This window comes from Kosakonia quasisacchari (assembly GCF_004331415.1).
Taxonomy (GTDB): domain Bacteria; phylum Pseudomonadota; class Gammaproteobacteria; order Enterobacterales; family Enterobacteriaceae; genus Kosakonia; species Kosakonia quasisacchari.
This window is the reverse complement of the sequence record NZ_SJOP01000011.1, coordinates 190293-206864: the sequence shown is the minus strand read 5'-3', so window position 1 is coordinate 206864 and position 16572 is coordinate 190293. Positions and strand designations below refer to the sequence as shown.

Here is a 16572-nt window from a genome sequence, read left to right as displayed (position 1 = left end):
CTGGTAACAGAGCCTTACAGGCGCATCTGAAAAACCTCCGGCTATGCCGGAGGATACTTATTGGCGTCAGGTTAATTAACCTTTCAGCACGTCCAGCGCGGCGGTGTAATCCGGCTCGTTGGTGATTTCATTGACCAACTGGCTGAAAACAACATTGTCGTTTTCGTCAATCACCACCACAGCACGAGCCGCAAGGCCTTTCAGCGCGCCATCAGAGATGCCCACGCCGTAATTTTCGAGGAAATCAGCGCTGCGCAGCGTCGAAAGCGTAATGACATTGCTCAGACCTTCAGCACCGCAAAAACGGGACTGGGCAAACGGCAGGTCAGCAGAAATGCACAGCACCACGGTGTTGTTCATCTCAGTTGCTAACTGGTTGAATTTACGCACAGAAGCCGCGCAAACGCCGGTATCGATGCTTGGAAAAATGTTCAGCACTTTACGTTTGCCAGCGAACTGGCTCAGTGCGACGTCAGACAGATCTTTAGCCACGAGCGTAAACGGCTTGGCTTTTGCGCCAGCCTGCGGGATAGCACCTGCAACGGGAACCGGATTGCCCTGAAAATGAACGAGTTGTGACATAATATCTTCCTGTTTACATATAGTTAACGTCGGCGCTAGTTTATGCCATCCGCAGAGAGCACGGCAAACCAATTTTCATATCTATACTGGTTTAGACCTGCGGCAGAGGAGTGAGGAATGAGAACCGTCAAAGTGTATGAGGAAACCTGGCCGCTGCATACGCCATTTGTGATTTCGCGCGGTGCGCGCAACGAAGCGCGCGTGGTGGTGGTCGAGCTGGAAGAGGATGGCGTAAAAGCCGCCGGTGAATGTACGCCGTACCCGCGTTATGGTGAAAGTGAGGCCTCTGTTGTGGCACAAATTATGACGATTGTGCCGCAACTGGAAAACCGTCTCACGCGCGAAGAGCTGCAAACACTCCTGCCGCCGGGCGCTGCGCGTAACGCTGTTGACTGCGCCTTGTGGGATCTGCAGGCGCGCAAAGCCGCTATCACGCTGGCTCAGTCCACAGGTGTCAGTTTGCCGGAAACCATTGTCACCGCACAAACGGTGGTGATTGGCACACCGGAACAGATGGCGGCCAGCGCCGCCGCGCTCAGTGAAAAGGGCGCGCAGCTTCTGAAAATTAAACTGGATGATCATTTGATCAGCGAAAGGCTGGTGGCAATTCGCGCCGCTGCGCCAGAAGCGACATTAATTGTGGATGCGAATGAAGCCTGGCACAGTGAAGGGCTTGCCGCGCGATGCCAGTTGCTGGCGGATCTCGGTGTTGCCATGCTGGAACAGCCGCTGCCGGCCGATGATGACGATGCGCTGGCAAATTTTATCCATCCGTTGCCGATTTGCGCGGATGAAAGTTGCCACACTCGCGAAAGCTTGGCTCACCTGCATGGGCGCTATGAAATGGTGAATATCAAGCTGGATAAAACCGGCGGATTAACCGAAGCGCTGGCGCTGGCACATGAGGCGTCTCAACAAGGATTCACGCTGATGCTTGGTTGTATGATCTGTACGTCGCGCGCTATCGCGGCAGCGCTGCCGCTTGCCAGCCAGGTGCGTTTTGCCGATCTTGATGGCCCAACCTGGTTGGCGGTGGACGTTGAACCGGCGCTGCATTTCAGCACCGGTAAGCTTCACCTTTGAGGATCCCAGTGCAGCAGTGCCGTCATTGCCGCGAGGTATTTCTCGCTGGCCTCATCAGAGGAGATTGGCGGGAATTCGACGGTGATACAGTGCAAATTGATATCTGCACACCAGCTGCCGAACGATCCCGGCGTTTCGTAACCGACGCTGGTCACCAGCGGCAGGGAAAATTCATCCGCGAGCCATTTCCCCAGCGTGCTTTTGCGGGGATCTTCAACGCAGGCCAATGGATCGTGGAATGTCACGACCCAAGCTGGATGAAGGTGATGGATAAGCTGGCAAAGCGCCTGTGTTTCCGGTTCGGAACCAGGCGCGTCGCCTGTCAGCAGCACGACATCACGTTCTTCAGCCGCGCTGTTCCAGCGATACACCGTTTCACCGGGCTTCCAGTTGGCCGCTGGAAAATTACGGTTGAGATCAACACTGTTGGCGTTTGCACGCAGACCAAGCTGGCAGCCATCCGGGTTGACCGCCAGCACCACGTGATGGTGACGTAAATCCGGGTGGAGTGTGCGCAAAGCGCAGGAAAGCGTCACCACGGAGGAGTTTTCGTCACCGTGCGTTCCGGCGATGATGAGCCCGCTTTCACGCGTGGCAATTGGCGCGGGAAACCAGATCAGCGGCGCGCCTAAAAGCGAGCGACCGAACTCTTCACTGCCGGGGGCAAATGCGCCTCGTTGAGCACGCGGGCGTGTGGCTGGCATAGGCGTCCTTTTATTGTCGTTTTACTTACAGCAAGTGTTGAGCATAAAGCGATGCGACGCAAATCATGCCATGAGGGGTAATTTGGCGTCCAGCCTCAATTTTCCGCTGTCCTTTATTTGCATTCTCCCAAGTTAAAACAAATAATTACCTCATCTTTTGCCGGGAAGGCATACCAATGAGGGGATCCCATGAAGCATCGAATTTCAACGCTGAGCTGCGCGCTCTGGCTGTGCGGTTTTTCTGCAAGTGCACTGGCAGCCGATGTGCCGCCGGGTACCCAACTGGCCGAGAAACAGGAAGTCGTTCGCCATATCAAAGATGAACCCGCAACCTTAGATCCGGCGAAAGCCGTTGGTTTGCCCGAAATTCAGGTTATCCGCGATCTCTTTGAAGGGCTGGTGAATCAGAACGAGAAAGGCGAAATAATTCCGGGTGTTGCCAGTAAATGGCAAAGTAGCGATAACCGTACCTGGGTATTTACATTGCGTGATGATGCACGCTGGTCCGATGGTTCACCGGTAACGGCAGAGGATTTTGTCTACAGCTGGCAGCGGCTGGTTGATCCGAAAACCACTTCTCCCTTTGCCAGTTTTGCAGCGCTGGCGGGCATCGCAAATGCGAAAAGCATTACTGAGGGTAAAGCGGCGGTGGATAAACTTGGTGTTAGCGCCGTTGATGCGCACACGTTGCGGGTGCAACTGGAGCGACCATTGCCGTGGTTCCCGAGTTTAGCCGCAAGTTTTGCCTTTTATCCGGTGCAAAAAGCCAATGTGCAAAGTGGTGCTGAGTGGACGCGTCCTGGCAACCTGGTGGGGAATGGCGCTTATGTCCTTGCCGATCGCGTGGTGAATGAAAAGCTGGTGCTCGAACGCAACAAGCACTATTGGGATGACGGTAAAACGGTTATTCAGCAAGTCACGTTTGTGCCAATCAACCAGGAGTCTGCGGCCACCAAACGTTACCTGGCGAACGGTATCGACATTACTGAATCATTCCCGAAAAACCTCTATCAGAAGTTGCTCAAAGATATCCCCGGACAGGTTTATACGCCGCCGCAGCTTGGCACCTATTATTACGCGTTTAACACCCAGAAAGGGCCCACTGCCGATGCGCGTGTGCGGCTTGCGTTGAGCATGACGATTGATCGGCGGGTGATTGCGCAGAAAGTGCTGGGAACCGGTGAAAAACCCGCCTGGCGCTTCACGCCGGATGTCACCGCCGGATTTACGCCGCAGCCCTCGCAAATCGAACATATGAGCCAGGACGAGCTGAACGCGCAGGCAAAAACGCTGTTGCAGGCGGCAGGTTACGGCCCGCAACGTCCGCTGAAACTGACATTGCTGTATAACTCTTCAGAAAATCACCAGAAAATTGCCATTGCTGTGGCCTCAATGTGGAAAAAGAACCTGGGGGCGGACGTAAAATTGCAGAATCAGGAGTGGAAAGCCTATATCGACAGCCGTAACAGCGGCAACTTTGATGTTATCCGTGCCTCGTGGGTAGGGGATTACAATGAGCCATCAACTTTCCTGTCAGTACTGAATTCAACGAACAGTGGCAACATTCCTCGTTTCAACGATGCAGCATACGACAAAGTGCTTGCACAGGCGGCGCAGGAAACCAGCGCCAAAGCGCGAAACACTGACTATAACGAGGCGGAGCACATTCTGGCGGAAAAAGCGCCTATTGCACCGATTTATCAGTACACCAACGGGCGTTTGATTAAACCGTGGCTGAAAGGTTATCCGATCAATAACCCTGAAGATGTTGCTTATAGCCGCACACTTTATATTCTGAAGCACTGATAAAAAAATCCCCTTACGTCACGGGAAGTAAGGGGAAACTCATTGGTTACGAAATGGTTCCTGTCTAAGCAGGAGTGGTGAAAATTTTACTTAGGGAATGTGAAGGGACAATGGAGGAAATAAGGAGACTTATTCTTATGCTTTCCCCTTACTTTTCAATAGAAAAGCCCGTTGTAATGAGCGGGTGAAAATACTGGAAACAATGTGAGCAGTATCGTACGGAATAATTGCGTGATTCACTCAGTTATTCGATATTGAGGAAGTTAATCTTAGCTATTTGCCTATCAACCCCATTATTTAATGGGAATATTTACGACTTGCTACCCCCGTTAAATGCCGCCTTTTTACGATTTCGGTCAAAAAACAAACAGTGCAATGTGATATAATGGTCAGGTTTTCACCACGAAAGAGGATGCTATGGAGACTGAATTAGACCCAACCACACTGGCAATTGAATTTCTGCGTCGCGACAAAGGCTCGCTGACACCGGCGGAATACTTAAAAAAACTCAAACAATTGCGCCTGGAGTTTGCGGATTTGCTGACGCTATCGCATAGCGAGCTGAAAGAAGAGATTGATTTTGCCTGGCGCTTGGGTATCCACTAACTCAGCAACATCGCGGTAATGCGCCCGCCAGACGGGCGCTTTTTTTTGCTTGTTATCATGCGGCAAACACCCGGTTTCGCCCATTGTTTTTCGCGAGGTATAAAGCCTCATCCACGCGTTTAAAGAGTGCATCCAGGCTCTCATCAGGCAGATGGTGCGCCACACCGATACTCACCGTAAAGCCAGGAAGATCCGCTATGTTGATACTGGCAACGGCCTGACGCACACGTTCCGCTACGTTTAGTGCCATATCTGCGGTGGTGTGCGGCAACAATAACAGGAACTCTTCGCCGCCCCAGCGGAAAACATAATCGCCTGCGCGACAGTTTGTCTCCAGCATTCGCGCCAGTTCAACCAGCACTTGGTCACCTTTTTGATGACCAAACTGATCATTGATAAGTTTGAAATGATCGGCGTCGACCAACAGTAAGCTGAAATCAAGCGCAGTCGGCAGAATGTGTTCCGTCAGATGATAAAACTGGCGGCGGTTCAGCAGGCCGGTGAGCGCGTCCCGATGCGCGGCGTACTCCAGTTCCTGCTCGAGCCGTTTTTGTTCGGTGATATCGTGAATAATGCACAGCATTAAACGCTTGCCATAGATCTCAATCGGCCCGGCGTAAGTTTGTACATGGCGGGTAGTACCGTCAGCAAGTTGATGAATAAAATTCAACGGCTTATGCCCGCCTGGCAGGTGTGAAATCTCTTGCATTACAGGTAATACGCTGCGCCCAAGCGTATTGATCTCCCAGGTGTGTTTCTGGCACATCTCTTCATGGTCATAACCGTAAAAACGCAACGCAGCGAGATTGGCATCGACAATCAACCCATCACGAATGGGATCGATGAGTAGCATTGGTGCGGATGTTGTGTAAAAGAAACGGGCATAAAAACCCTGTTTATGCGGGCGATAAGTTGGCGAGTGATGCGCTTTTAGCGCCGCAGCAGCGGCACCAGACACACCTTCAAACAACAGCACTTCACCGGCTTTTTCTAACGTGCGTAACACAACGCGACAACTGATGGTGGTCTCTTCACCATCCGGACAAACACTCCAGATTTCGACCACGTCTTCGTGGTTTTGCAGGCTGGGAAGGTACATGGCCAGGGTGAGTTGCGCATAAGCAGAATATTTTCCGTTACGCATCTCATTGAGTGAGCGTCCTGCGGCGATTTTTTGCGCTTGCGCATTCGCGAACAATAATGCTTCCGAGTCAGGAGCCACCACCCAAACCGGGGTGGAGAGAACATTCAACGCATCCAGGTGATGTTTAAGCATTACACTCCCCCTTAATCACGTATGTTGCAACGCAGTCACTGGTGACACATCAGCGGCAATTTAATGACTTTCTTGCAACATACATGAAAATTAGGGGGTTATGCGGGCTTTTTTTGTGACGAATCTGAACATTCCAACGATAAAGTGAATCTTTTTTGCTGTAGCAGCACAGCAACTTTATCGACGGGTAAAGGGCGGGCAAAAAGAAACCCTTGCAGGTAAGCACAGCCCATATTGGTCAGCAACGCCTGCTGCTCGGCCGTTTCGATACCTTCCGCCACGACATGCATATTCATCGAGTGTGCAATATCAATGATCGTGGAGACAATCTTAACGTTGCGGCTATTGTCGCGAATATCCTTCACAAAACTTCTGTCGATTTTAAGCTCTGTTGCCGGTAACCGTTTCAGCATCAGCATATTAGAGTAACCCGTGCCAAAATCATCAATGGCGACCGTGATACCCAGTTGCGCAAACTGGTTAAGCAATTGCACGCTACGCTCAAGGTTTTTCAGCGCAGTGTTTTCCGTGATTTCAAGTGTCAACTGCATTGGATCGATATGGTAGCGTTGCAGTGAGTCCGTGATTTGGTCGTAAATATCGTGCTGCTCAAACTGGCTGGGTGAAAGGTTGATAGAAAGCGTCAGGTATTGAAAACCCTGGTTGTTCCAGTGATGCAGTTGCTTGCATGCCGCATCAATAACCCAGCGTCCAACCGATATGATTAACCCGGTTTTCTCCAGCATGGGTAAAAAGGTTGCAGGCAGCAAAACGCCCTGTGTCGGGTGACGCCAGCGCAGTAACGCTTCGAAACCCGCCAACTTGTGTTCTGGTGCGTGGTACTGCGGCTGGTACCAGAGTTCAAACTGGCCGCGTGGCAAAGCCTGCGATAAATCTTGTAAAAACAGCGGATCGTCGACAGTTTTCTGTGCCATGCCAGCATGAAACACAGCCCAACTGTTACGGCCTTCCTGTTTTACGCTGTACATTGCTGTGTCGGCCTTCAGTTTCAGTTCGTGCGCGGTATCGCCATGCTGAGGGTAGTAACTGATCCCGGCACTGAGTGAAACATTAATGACATGACTCAACTCGCAGAAAGGCTGTTGAAGGGTGACCACCATATGTTTTACCAGCGCCTCAACCTCGCCTTCGTCGGTATCCGGCACCAGCAGGGTAAATTCATCGCCGCCCAGTCGCGCCAGCGACATTTTCTCGCTTATACAAGCAGATAATCGCCCGGCAACCGCCACCAGCAACTGGTCGCCAATGTGATGTCCCCAGGCATCGTTGACCAGTTTAAAACGATCTAAATCCATATAAATCAGCGCAAAGGTGCTTCGCGTTTCCGAGGCCTTGCTAAGGCAGAGATCGAGGAGGTTATCGAGTTGGGATCGGTTTGCCAATCCGGTTAGCGGGTCGTAATAGGCCTGTTTCTCAAGTTGCTGATTAAGCTGGCGCAGGCTGTCAGTCAAACGTGATGTCCGCAGTTGGGAATCAATCATCGAAATAAAGAGCATGATGCCGAAAATCACCAGCGTTGTCGTGGCAACCCACAATGAAAGCCCCAACTCTCCGACACCGTGGCTCATTAGCGTCGTTGCATGGCTGCGTATCACAACGCCTGAGCCATCGCTGCTGAATGTGGCGGCACTCATTGCGGTGTAATGCATGGCACTGATAGAACCGCCCATCACCAGTGCCGCAAAGACGCGGTTAATGAAGACGCCGTGGGTATTTTGCCGCAGACTAAAGGCCAGCCAAAGAGCAACCCAGGCACTGATAAACGCAATTGCGACCGAAAGAGCAATCAGCGCAACGTTCCAGTAAATAGTGATAAAACCCATCATCGACGCCATACCCAGATAATGCATTGATACGACGCCGGTACCGAGCAGCACGGAAGCGAACAGTAAACGTTTTGTTGGGAGGGTTTTGCCCGCCACGGCAATATTGATAGCAAGGATGGATGTCAACATCGCGATAATAAATGAGAGGAGTGTCAGTTCTAAGTCGTAATGCATCATCACCGGCATTTTCATCGCCAGCATGCCGACATAATGCATCGACCAAATACCGATGCCCAGAGTAGCGCCACCCGAAAAACGCCAGAATATTGCGCTGCGCGGTTCAGACGTTGCCACTTTGCCTGCGCTATCCAGTGCAACAAATGAAGCAATGAAAGCGACCAGAAAAGAGATGCCGATCAAAATGGGGTCCCACGAAACATAGAGCATCATGCAATCCACACAGGCAAAAAAAGATGATAAGTAATCCTGGCACTAATTTTAGCAGCTAACCTAATGAATTTAATGGCTGCGCTGATTTTATTATTGCTAGGGCGAATAAACTAATAAGAACTCTTCATTTATTCATCGGCTAGCGCGGCAATAACTTAAATAAAGCGAATGTTTTAACATATAATAAATTTATCTTAAGCCGAAAGTATTATTTTTCATCGGCCTGTAACGCATCATTGCTTATATGATATATGTTAACGGTTTATTCCCTATTCTTAGTATGATTTTATAATGGAAACTGCATAATGGCATTCAGTATTCTCATTTGTTCCGACTTAAGTAAAATTGAAATTATTTAAAAGCAAACATTATTTGGCGCTAATTCCGCCGTGTAAAAGTGTATTCCGAATGCTATAAAGATCTTACCGTCCCCTATGTTCAGATGGGTTTCACCATGCTAAGACATATTAGTGTAAGAACATTTATTGTTTTATATCTTCTGGTTTCTTTTATTATTCTGGATATATTGGTGATCATTGTCTCAAAAAATACTGTTTTATTTGCCACGACAAGTGTTGTTTCTCTCACATCATTGACGCTTATCTGGCTTTATATGACGAAATATTTAGTGATGCCAATAAACACGGTTAAAAAAAGCATAGAAGAAGTCACATCGGGAAACCTTTCTATCGTTATTCCTGAGTTTGGTAATAATTGCGCGGGTCGGTTAATTCCAGGTATTAACAGCTTGTCTGCCAGCATCGCTGGCCTGGTAAAAGAAATTCGCGCGTCTTCTGATACCGCGTTGGAGCTTTCGGCGCAACTGGCCTCGCGCAGTGCCGATCTATCCGTTAAAACTGAAGAGCAATCCGCTGCGCTGGTGCAAACCGCATCCAGTATGGAGCAGATGGCTTCCAGTACGAAAAACAATGCCGACAATACCCGCCTCGCAAGTACCCGTGCAAAAGATGCCACAGCCTGCGCGCAAAAAGGGGGGAATTTAATGGGAAAGGTCGCGAAAAATATGCAATCGATTACCGATTGTGCCGATCAGATGACCGACATTATCTCTATCATTGATGGCATTGCTTTCCAGACAAATATTCTGGCGCTTAATGCAGCAGTAGAAGCGGCGCGGGCCGGGGATCATGGCAAAGGTTTTTCCGTCGTGGCGAGTGAAGTGCGCAGTCTCGCACATCGCAGTGCGGAGGCGGCGAAAAGCATTAAATCGCTGATTGCTGTTACCACCGATAATGTTAATCAGGGTGCCACAGTCGTCAGCGAAGCCGAGCAGAACATGCACGATATTGTTTCTGGTGCGAGTGTCGTGAGTAAGTTAATGGATGAAATCGCCGTCACCACGCTGCAGCAGGAAAAGGGGATTTCACAGATCACTATCGCGCTGGCGGAGCTGGAAAAAGTGACGCAAAGTAACGTCACCGTGGTGGATGAACTGGCGGGCTCGTCAGATGTTTTACAACACCAGGTCGAAGGCCTGCTGCAACGTATTGGCAAATTCCGACTGGCGGCGGTGAAAGTGCAGGGTGAGATGTTGCCAGCAAACGTATCTCCTCCTCGTATCAACGCTGCACTGCTGGGCAAGCAGGAAAATTACTGGCACTCATTCTAATTCTGACCATTCACATAAAGGCCCGGGAATCCGGGCCTTATTTTTTTGCATTGTTCGTTAATTTGTTAATAAATTCAGCGCGATGATTGCTTAACGTTGCCATATGGCTAGACTTGCCAAAACACCATGCGGATTGTGGAGGTCCTGTGGAAGCAATTAAAGGAACGGATATGCACGTTCCGGATGCGGTATTTGCCTGGTTGTTGGATGGAAAAGGCGGCGTTAAACCGCTGGAAGATAATGATGTTATTAGCGCGAGCACCCCGTGCTGGGTGCACCTGAATTATACCAACCCGGAGAGCGCCCAGTGGCTGGAAACCACGCCGGTGTTGCCGAATAGTGTGCGCACGGCGCTGTCTGGGGAGAGCATGCGCCCCAGGGTAAGCCGCATGGGCGAGGGGACATTAATTACGTTGCGCTGCATTAATGGCAGCACGGACGAGCGGCCGGATCAACTGGTGGCGGTGCGCGTCTATATGGACGAGCGCATGATTGTGTCGACACGCCAGCGCAAAGTACTGGCACTGGACGATGTGGTCAGCGATCTGGAAGAGGGCGCCGGTCCAGCGGATTGTGGTGGCTGGCTGGTGGATGTGTGCGATGCGCTGACCGATCACGCCAGCGAGTTTATTGAGTCGCTGCATGACCGGATTATTGACCTTGAAGATAATCTGCTCGATCAACAAATTCCGCCGCGCGGTATCCTGGCGCTGCTGCGTAAACAATTAATTGTGATGCGCCGCTATATGGCCCCGCAGCGGGATGTGTTTGCCCGTCTGGCCAGCGAACGTTTACCGTGGATGAGTGATGATCAGCGTCGGCGCATGCAGGATATTGCCGATCGCCTTGGTCGCGGTCTCGATGAGATTGATGCCTGTATCGCTCGTACCGGTGTGATGACCGATGAAATCACCCAAGTGATGCAGGAGTCGCTGGCGCGGCGAACTTACACCATGTCTCTGATGGCAATGGTCTTTCTGCCGAGTACTTTTTTAACCGGGCTGTTTGGCGTCAATCTTGGCGGTATTCCCGGCGGCGGTTGGCATTTTGGCTTTGCGCTGTTTTGCATCATGTTGGTGGTGCTGATCGGCGGTGTTACCTGGTGGTTGCATCGTAGTAACTGGCTGTAAAATTTCACTTTTTTAACAAAAATTGAACATAAAAACGCCATATAAATTGAGCGAGGTCAATAAACGGTCTACCTATTCAGGGCAATATTCATCTCGCAGGTGAATGCAACGTCAAGCGATGGGCGTTGCGCTCCATATTGTCTTACTTCCTTTTTTGAATTACTGCATAGCACAATTGATTCGTACGACGCCGACTTAATAGTCGGCTTTTTTTTGCCTCCTGACTCTCGCCGTCTACCCTTAACGAGAAGCCCACAAAAGGAGGCAATGATGAACGCACTCTATTTTTCTTCCCCACAGTTGAGCGATCCGGTGCCAACGGATCCGGTTCCTATTCCCGATCCGATTCCACGTCCACAACCGATGCCGGACCCGCCACCGGATGAAGAACCGATTAAAATGTCGCGTTATAAAGGCAGATCTGAGAGGATACGCGCCTGCTAAACGTAAGCCTTTTTATCGCGAGAAAACATTGTGACCGCTTTTTCAACCCTGAATACTTTGCCCGCAGCCCAGATCGAAAACCTCAACGAACTGGGCTATCTCACCATGACGCCCGTCCAGGCGGCGGCGCTGCCCGCTATTCTTGCTGGTAAGGATGTCCGGGTACAGGCGAAAACCGGTAGCGGTAAAACAGCGGCATTTGGCTTAGGGCTGTTGCAGCACATTGATGCCAGCCGTTTTCAAACGCAGTCACTCATTTTATGCCCAACCCGCGAGCTGGCAGATCAGGTCGCTAACGAGCTGCGTCGCCTGGCTCGTTATATGCCGAACATCAAAATATTGACTCTGTGCGGTGGGCAGCCTTTCGGTGCGCAGCGAGACTCGTTACAGCACGCGCCGCATATTATTGTTGCCACGCCAGGCCGTCTGCTGGATCACCTGCAAAAAAGCACCGTTTCTCTCGATAACTTGCAAACGCTGGTGATGGATGAAGCGGATCGTATGCTGGATATGGGCTTCAGCGATGCGATAGATGATGTCATCGCGTTTGCCCCGGCTTCACGCCAGACGTTGCTGTTTTCTGCGACCTGGCCGGAAGCCATTGCCGCCATTAGCGGTCGTGTGCAGCGCAATCCAGAAACCATTGAAATCGATACCGTTGATGCGCTGCCCGCAGTAGAACAGCAATTTTTCGAAGTTTCCCGCAGCGGTAAAGCCAGTTTGCTGCAAAAGCTGCTGAGCGAACATCGCCCGGCATCCTGTGTTGTATTCTGCAACACCAAAAAGGATTGCCAGGAAGTGTGCGATGCACTGAACGCTGCCGGGCAGGATGCACTGGCGCTGCATGGCGATCTTGAGCAGCGCGATCGCGATCAGACGCTGGTGCGTTTCGCCAACGGTAGCGCCCGTGTGCTGGTTGCCACAGATGTTGCTGCGCGTGGGCTGGATATCAAATCACTGGAGCTGGTGGTGAACTACGAGCTGGCGTGGGATCCGGAAGTTCACGTACACCGTATCGGTCGCACCGCGCGAGCGGGTAACAGCGGTCTGGCCATCAGTTTCTGTGCGCCGGAAGAGGCGCAGCGCGCTAATATTTTGGCCGAAATGCTGCAACTGAAGCTGAACTGGCTGAATCCACCCGCTAACGTCAAGGTCGTTCCGCTGGAAGCTGAAATGGCAACGTTGTGCATTGATGGCGGCAAGAAGGCCAAAATGCGTGCCGGGGATGTGCTCGGGGCGTTAACGGGCGAAATGGGGCTGGATGGCGCGGATATCGGCAAAATTACTCTCCACCCGGCGCACGTTTACGTGGCTGTGCGTCAAAGCGTGGCGCGTCAGGCGTTGAAGCAATTGCAGAACGGGAAAATCAAGGGCAAGACCTGCCGCGTACGGTTGCTGAAATAAGGCAAAAAGCCTCTCTGGCACACCAGAGAGGCACAACCTTATTTCACTTCAATTACGTTGAGGCGCAGCTCATCCAGTTGCGAATCATCGTCTTCCGGCTGCCAGCTCGCAGGTTGTAGCGGGATCTCTTCCCGATCAAAAGCCAGATCACCGCCGTTCACAACTTCAGAACCGTGGGTGATGCCTTTAAAGTCGAATAAATTAATATCGCTCAGGTGCGAAGGCACGACGTTTTGCATCGCGGTGAACATGGTTTCGATGCGCCCAGGATAGCGTTTGTCCCAGTCACGCAGCATATCGGCAATAACCTGGCGTTGCAGGTTCGGCTGGGAGCCGCACAGATTGCACGGAATGATAGGGAACCCTTTGGCTTCTGAAAAACGCTCAATATCTTTTTCGCGACAGTAAGCCAGCGGACGAATCACGATGTGCTTCCCGTCGTCGCTCATCAGTTTTGGCGGCATTCCTTTCATTTTCCCGCCGTAGAACATGTTCAAAAACAGCGTTTGCAGGATGTCGTCGCGGTGGTGACCAAGGGCGATTTTTGTCGCACCCAGTTCAGTGGCCGTGCGGTAAAGGATTCCGCGACGTAAGCGTGAGCAGAGCGAACAAGTGGTTTTGCCTTCCGGGATCTTCTCTTTAACGATACCGTACGTGTTTTCTTCTACAATTTTGTATTCCACACCCAGCGTATCCAGATACTGCGGCAGAATATGTTCCGGGAAACCCGGCTGCTTCTGGTCGAGGTTAACCGCCACCAGCGAAAAGTTGACCGGCGCGCTCTGTTGCAGGTTGCGCAAAATTTCCAGCATGGTGTAACTGTCTTTGCCGCCGGAAAGGCAAACCATAATGCGATCGCCTTCTTCAATCATGTTGAAGTCAGCAATGGCTTCGCCCACGTTACGACGCAGACGCTTTTGCAGTTTGTTGAGGTTGTACTGTTCTTTCTTTGTGATCTCTTGCTTTTCAATCATTATTTTGTCTCTGGAAGCATCAGGGCACCGCCGGGGCAAACCACATCATAAAACGGCAACTGTTGATTAGCATGCCTCTCTGATCCTGGTTCATTTCCTCAAGCCATGCACCGTAAATTTCGTAAACCCTTTTGCCCCTTTCATGCACATTGGCTGGCGATGAAAACGGGCGAATGCCGGCAGGCAAAAGTCTGTCGCGTATGGTACGGATTCCGGCGGCGAATGCCAGCACGTTTTACGGCTGACACCAATCGCGGCAATAAATGAAATGGTCTTCGTTCACCTTTTTTCAGGTGCGGTATAAAACATATTCATCAATACAGGAGTAAGATCATTTTCGCCAGGATGTGTAATTAGTTTGTGAAGAAACAAGCTGTTATCTGATCATCAAAGGGAGGTAAAAGTGATAAGAGCAATGATTGTTCGCTTAGGACTGTTAATTCTTTTCTTTTTTTCTTTTCAATTGCATGCAAAAGAAGACACCGGAATGAAACTGGAGCGCGTCGTGATTGTTAGCCGTCACGGAGTCCGCGCGCCAACCAAGTTCACGCCACAAATGCGTGAAGTGACACCTTTTCAGTGGCCCCAGTGGGATGTGCCGCTGGGATGGCTCACGCCGCGCGGAGGACAGTTTATTGCGGCATTGGGGCATTACCAACGTCTGCGACTGATAGAGACGGGGTTGCTGGAAAATAAAACGTGCCCGGATACGGGGCGAGTGGCGGTGATTGCCGATACCAATCAAAGAACCCGCAAAACAGGTGAGGCATTCCTCGCGGGGCTGGCACCTGAATGTCATCTTCCTGTGCATTATCAGCACGAAAAATCGACGTCGGACCCACTTTTTAACCCGATAAAAACGGGTAAATGTACGTTTAACACTTCTGCGGTGAAAGAGGCGATTTTAACGAAGGCGGGAGGAAATATTGAGCAATACACGCAGAGATATCAGCCTGCTTTTCAGGCTCTGGAGCGCGTTTTAAATTTTCCTGACTCAGCGAAATGCAAATCGGCCGGGGAAAACCATGTGTGTTCACTCACCAACGATATTCCCACCAAACTTAACATCAAGCCTGATAACGTCTCCTTGCCTGGCGCGTGGGGGCTGTCTTCCACGCTCACAGAAATCTTCCTCCTCCAGCAAGCGCAAGGGATGACGGACGTGGCATGGGGAAGGATCGCAGGCGACAAAGAATGGCAATCGTTATTAAGCCTGCATAATGCCCAGTTTGATCTTTTACAAAGAACACCTGAAGTGGCGCGGAGCAGGGCGACACCCTTACTTGATTTAATACGCACGGCATTGATCACCAACGGGTCTGATCAGAATCACTACGGCATCACACTTCCTGTTTCTTTACTGTTTATTGCCGGACATGATACCAATCTTGCCAATCTCAGCGGCGCGCTAGATCTTAACTGGTCGCTGCCATCACAACCCGATAATACCCCGCCGGGGGGAGAGTTGGTTTTCGAACGCTGGAAGCGGGTAAGCGACAATACGGACTGGGTTAAGGTTTCGTTCGTTTATCAGACCCTGCAGGAGATGAGAGAGATGCGGTCTTTCTCGCTGGATAACCCGCCGGGTCGAGTGGATCTTGTGCTCAAGGCGTGCAGTGAGACGAATGCACAAGGAATGTGTTCCTTAAACAGTTTCGCAAAGCTGATTGAAGCGGTACGCGTTGCTGATTGCGGCTTATGAAACACGGCGTTTCGGCAGGAAAGTGAATCTCGCCAGTCGCTCCGAAATCCTGTGCCCCGAACATTGAAAAAGGATCGAGGCACAGGCGATTAGGGCGAAATATGCCATTGGGTTTGTTGTCTTTAGCGAAAAACCGAAGGCTCAGCGCCATAGCGTTTGCTGAACTGACGGCTGAAACTGGCGACCGATGCATAGCCAACACGCGCGGCAACGGATTTTATCGGTATCCGGGTTGTCATCAGTAACTGAAGTGCATCGGCAATCCTCGCATCGGTAATCACCGCGCTTAGCGTGGTATTTTCCGCCGCAAGACGGCGACGAAGCGTGGCGCCGCTAATATTGAGCCGCTCTTCAATCTCATCGGTACACCAGTGATGTGCCGGGTCACTGCTTACCATTTTGCGTATCGTCATCGCTATGTCCGGCGGCTGAAGACGCAGCAATCCGTGATGTCCCATCTCAAACAAGCTGAGCACAATTTCGAGCATCGTATGTATTGAGAGTGTTCGGTTTCCAGCCCGCAGTGCGGCGACCCAGCGGGTCATCGGGGCGATAAATTTTGCCAGCGGTTCAGCGGCGATATTCCCCGGGGTTGCCGGAGGTAAGACGCGCAGTATCAGCCGAGCGGCCTCCAGTTGCTCCTCTGCCAGTAACACCGTCAGTGCGAGAAACTCACCACTGCTGGGATCGGGCGTACACTCAATATCGATGCTACGGGCGTTGGGAAATACCAGCATTTCGCCGGGCGATACGCAGAGCCACTGATTCTGCTCGCGGTAACGAAACGTGCCTCGCAGGGGAAATGAGAACGTCGCGCCTTCGACCTGAAACTTGTTAACCTGCCAGCTTTGCATGGCGCGCAGGCAACAGCAGGGAAAAGTCTGTTCGGAACAAACCAGATCCAACAGCGCGTTGAGCAGGGTTTCTGTTGCGCGCGCATCAATGTGTAAAGCGGGGTTTATCATCTCGACCTTCTTTGCCATCCCGGTTCGGC

The 16572-nt window shown here is 51.3% G+C and carries 14 protein-coding genes; 8 read left to right on the top strand and 6 right to left on the bottom strand.

The window, feature by feature from the left end; translation table 11 throughout:
- Positions 1–75: 75 nt before the first annotated feature.
- Entirely contained in the window at positions 76–582 is a 507-nt protein-coding gene (gene tpx, locus E0L21_RS14035) for a thiol peroxidase (RefSeq protein WP_131410478.1), read from the bottom strand.
- Between the two features lie 117 nt (positions 583–699).
- On the opposite strand from tpx, the gene ycjG reads away from it, so the two are divergent.
- Entirely contained in the window at positions 700–1665 is a 966-nt protein-coding gene (ycjG, locus tag E0L21_RS14030; RefSeq protein ID WP_131410476.1) for an L-Ala-D/L-Glu epimerase, read from the top strand.
- Here the strand turns inward: ycjG and mpaA are convergent.
- Positions 1656–2369, bottom strand: a complete 714-nt coding sequence (mpaA, locus tag E0L21_RS14025) for a murein tripeptide amidase MpaA (RefSeq protein ID WP_131410474.1) — start codon at positions 2367–2369, stop codon at positions 1656–1658. The genes ycjG and mpaA overlap by 10 nt on opposite strands.
- A 189-nt stretch (positions 2370–2558) precedes the next feature.
- Here mpaA and E0L21_RS14020 point away from each other — a divergent pair, with 189 nt between their 5' ends.
- Positions 2559–4175, top strand: a complete 1617-nt coding sequence (locus E0L21_RS14020) for a peptide ABC transporter substrate-binding protein (RefSeq protein ID WP_131410472.1) — start codon at positions 2559–2561, stop codon at positions 4173–4175.
- A 417-nt stretch (positions 4176–4592) separates the two neighbouring features.
- Entirely contained in the window at positions 4593–4781 is a 189-nt protein-coding gene (locus E0L21_RS14015; RefSeq protein ID WP_131410470.1) for a YdiH family protein, read from the top strand.
- A 55-nt stretch (positions 4782–4836) separates the two neighbouring features.
- On the opposite strand, the gene E0L21_RS14010 is transcribed toward E0L21_RS14015, so the two are convergent.
- Positions 4837–6057 (bottom strand): GGDEF domain-containing protein, encoded by a 1221-nt coding sequence (locus tag E0L21_RS14010; RefSeq protein ID WP_131410468.1) that lies wholly within the window; start codon positions 6055–6057, stop codon positions 4837–4839.
- A 98-nt stretch (positions 6058–6155) separates the two neighbouring features.
- A complete protein-coding gene (locus E0L21_RS14005; protein ID WP_170312065.1) occupies positions 6156–8291 on the bottom strand; it encodes an EAL domain-containing protein in 2136 nt (711 codons plus the stop codon).
- A 457-nt stretch (positions 8292–8748) separates the two neighbouring features.
- Here E0L21_RS14005 and E0L21_RS14000 point away from each other — a divergent pair, with 457 nt between their 5' ends.
- The 4 genes from E0L21_RS14000 (at position 8749) to dbpA (ending at position 12902) form a co-directional block, all read left to right on the top strand.
- Entirely contained in the window at positions 8749–9924 is a 1176-nt protein-coding gene (locus E0L21_RS14000) for a methyl-accepting chemotaxis protein (protein ID WP_131410464.1), read from the top strand.
- Between the two features lie 146 nt (positions 9925–10070).
- Positions 10071–11054 (top strand): zinc transporter ZntB, encoded by a 984-nt coding sequence (zntB, locus tag E0L21_RS13995; protein WP_131410462.1) that lies wholly within the window; start codon positions 10071–10073, stop codon positions 11052–11054.
- Positions 11055–11324: 270 nt separating this feature from the next.
- Positions 11325–11498 (top strand): proline-rich small protein YnaL, encoded by a 174-nt coding sequence (ynaL, locus tag E0L21_RS25010; protein ID WP_016495910.1) that lies wholly within the window; start codon positions 11325–11327, stop codon positions 11496–11498.
- Positions 11499–11528: 30 nt separating this feature from the next.
- Positions 11529–12902 (top strand): ATP-dependent RNA helicase DbpA, encoded by a 1374-nt coding sequence (gene dbpA / locus E0L21_RS13990; protein ID WP_131410460.1) that lies wholly within the window; start codon positions 11529–11531, stop codon positions 12900–12902.
- Positions 12903–12940: 38 nt separating this feature from the next.
- Here dbpA and ttcA read toward each other — a convergent pair whose 3' ends face one another.
- On the bottom strand, positions 12941–13876 hold the full coding sequence (gene ttcA, locus E0L21_RS13985) for a tRNA 2-thiocytidine(32) synthetase TtcA (RefSeq protein ID WP_131410458.1): 936 nt from the start codon (positions 13874–13876) through the stop codon (positions 12941–12943).
- A 406-nt stretch (positions 13877–14282) separates the two neighbouring features.
- Between ttcA and E0L21_RS13975 the strand changes: the two genes are divergently transcribed.
- On the top strand, positions 14283–15578 hold the full coding sequence (locus E0L21_RS13975) for an AppA family phytase/histidine-type acid phosphatase (RefSeq protein WP_407928675.1): 1296 nt from the start codon (positions 14283–14285) through the stop codon (positions 15576–15578).
- Between the two features lie 122 nt (positions 15579–15700).
- Here E0L21_RS13975 and E0L21_RS13970 read toward each other — a convergent pair whose 3' ends face one another.
- The gene (locus E0L21_RS13970; protein ID WP_131410452.1) at positions 15701–16543 is read right to left on the bottom strand and encodes a helix-turn-helix transcriptional regulator; all 843 of its coding nucleotides are present in this window, start codon (positions 16541–16543) and stop codon (positions 15701–15703) included.
- Positions 16544–16572 lie beyond the last annotated feature (29 nt).

What these genes read in the sequence shown, in the direction of transcription:
- tpx (WP_131410478.1), bottom strand. Translation starts at nt 582, where the DNA reads ATGTCACAACTCGTTCATTTTCAGGGCAATCCGGTTCCCGTTGCAGGT.
- ycjG (WP_131410476.1), top strand. Translation starts at nt 700, where the DNA reads ATGAGAACCGTCAAAGTGTATGAGGAAACCTGGCCGCTGCATACGCCA.
- mpaA (WP_131410474.1), bottom strand. Translation starts at nt 2,369, where the DNA reads ATGCCAGCCACACGCCCGCGTGCTCAACGAGGCGCATTTGCCCCCGGC.
- E0L21_RS14020 (WP_131410472.1), top strand. Translation starts at nt 2,559, where the DNA reads ATGAAGCATCGAATTTCAACGCTGAGCTGCGCGCTCTGGCTGTGCGGT.
- E0L21_RS14015 (WP_131410470.1), top strand. Translation starts at nt 4,593, where the DNA reads ATGGAGACTGAATTAGACCCAACCACACTGGCAATTGAATTTCTGCGT.
- E0L21_RS14010 (WP_131410468.1), bottom strand. Translation starts at nt 6,057, where the DNA reads ATGCTTAAACATCACCTGGATGCGTTGAATGTTCTCTCCACCCCGGTT.
- E0L21_RS14005 (WP_170312065.1), bottom strand. Translation starts at nt 8,291, where the DNA reads ATGCTCTATGTTTCGTGGGACCCCATTTTGATCGGCATCTCTTTTCTG.
- E0L21_RS14000 (WP_131410464.1), top strand. Translation starts at nt 8,749, where the DNA reads ATGCTAAGACATATTAGTGTAAGAACATTTATTGTTTTATATCTTCTG.
- ynaL (WP_016495910.1), top strand. Translation starts at nt 11,325, where the DNA reads ATGAACGCACTCTATTTTTCTTCCCCACAGTTGAGCGATCCGGTGCCA.
- ttcA (WP_131410458.1), bottom strand. Translation starts at nt 13,876, where the DNA reads ATGATTGAAAAGCAAGAGATCACAAAGAAAGAACAGTACAACCTCAAC.
- E0L21_RS13970 (WP_131410452.1), bottom strand. Translation starts at nt 16,543, where the DNA reads ATGATAAACCCCGCTTTACACATTGATGCGCGCGCAACAGAAACCCTG.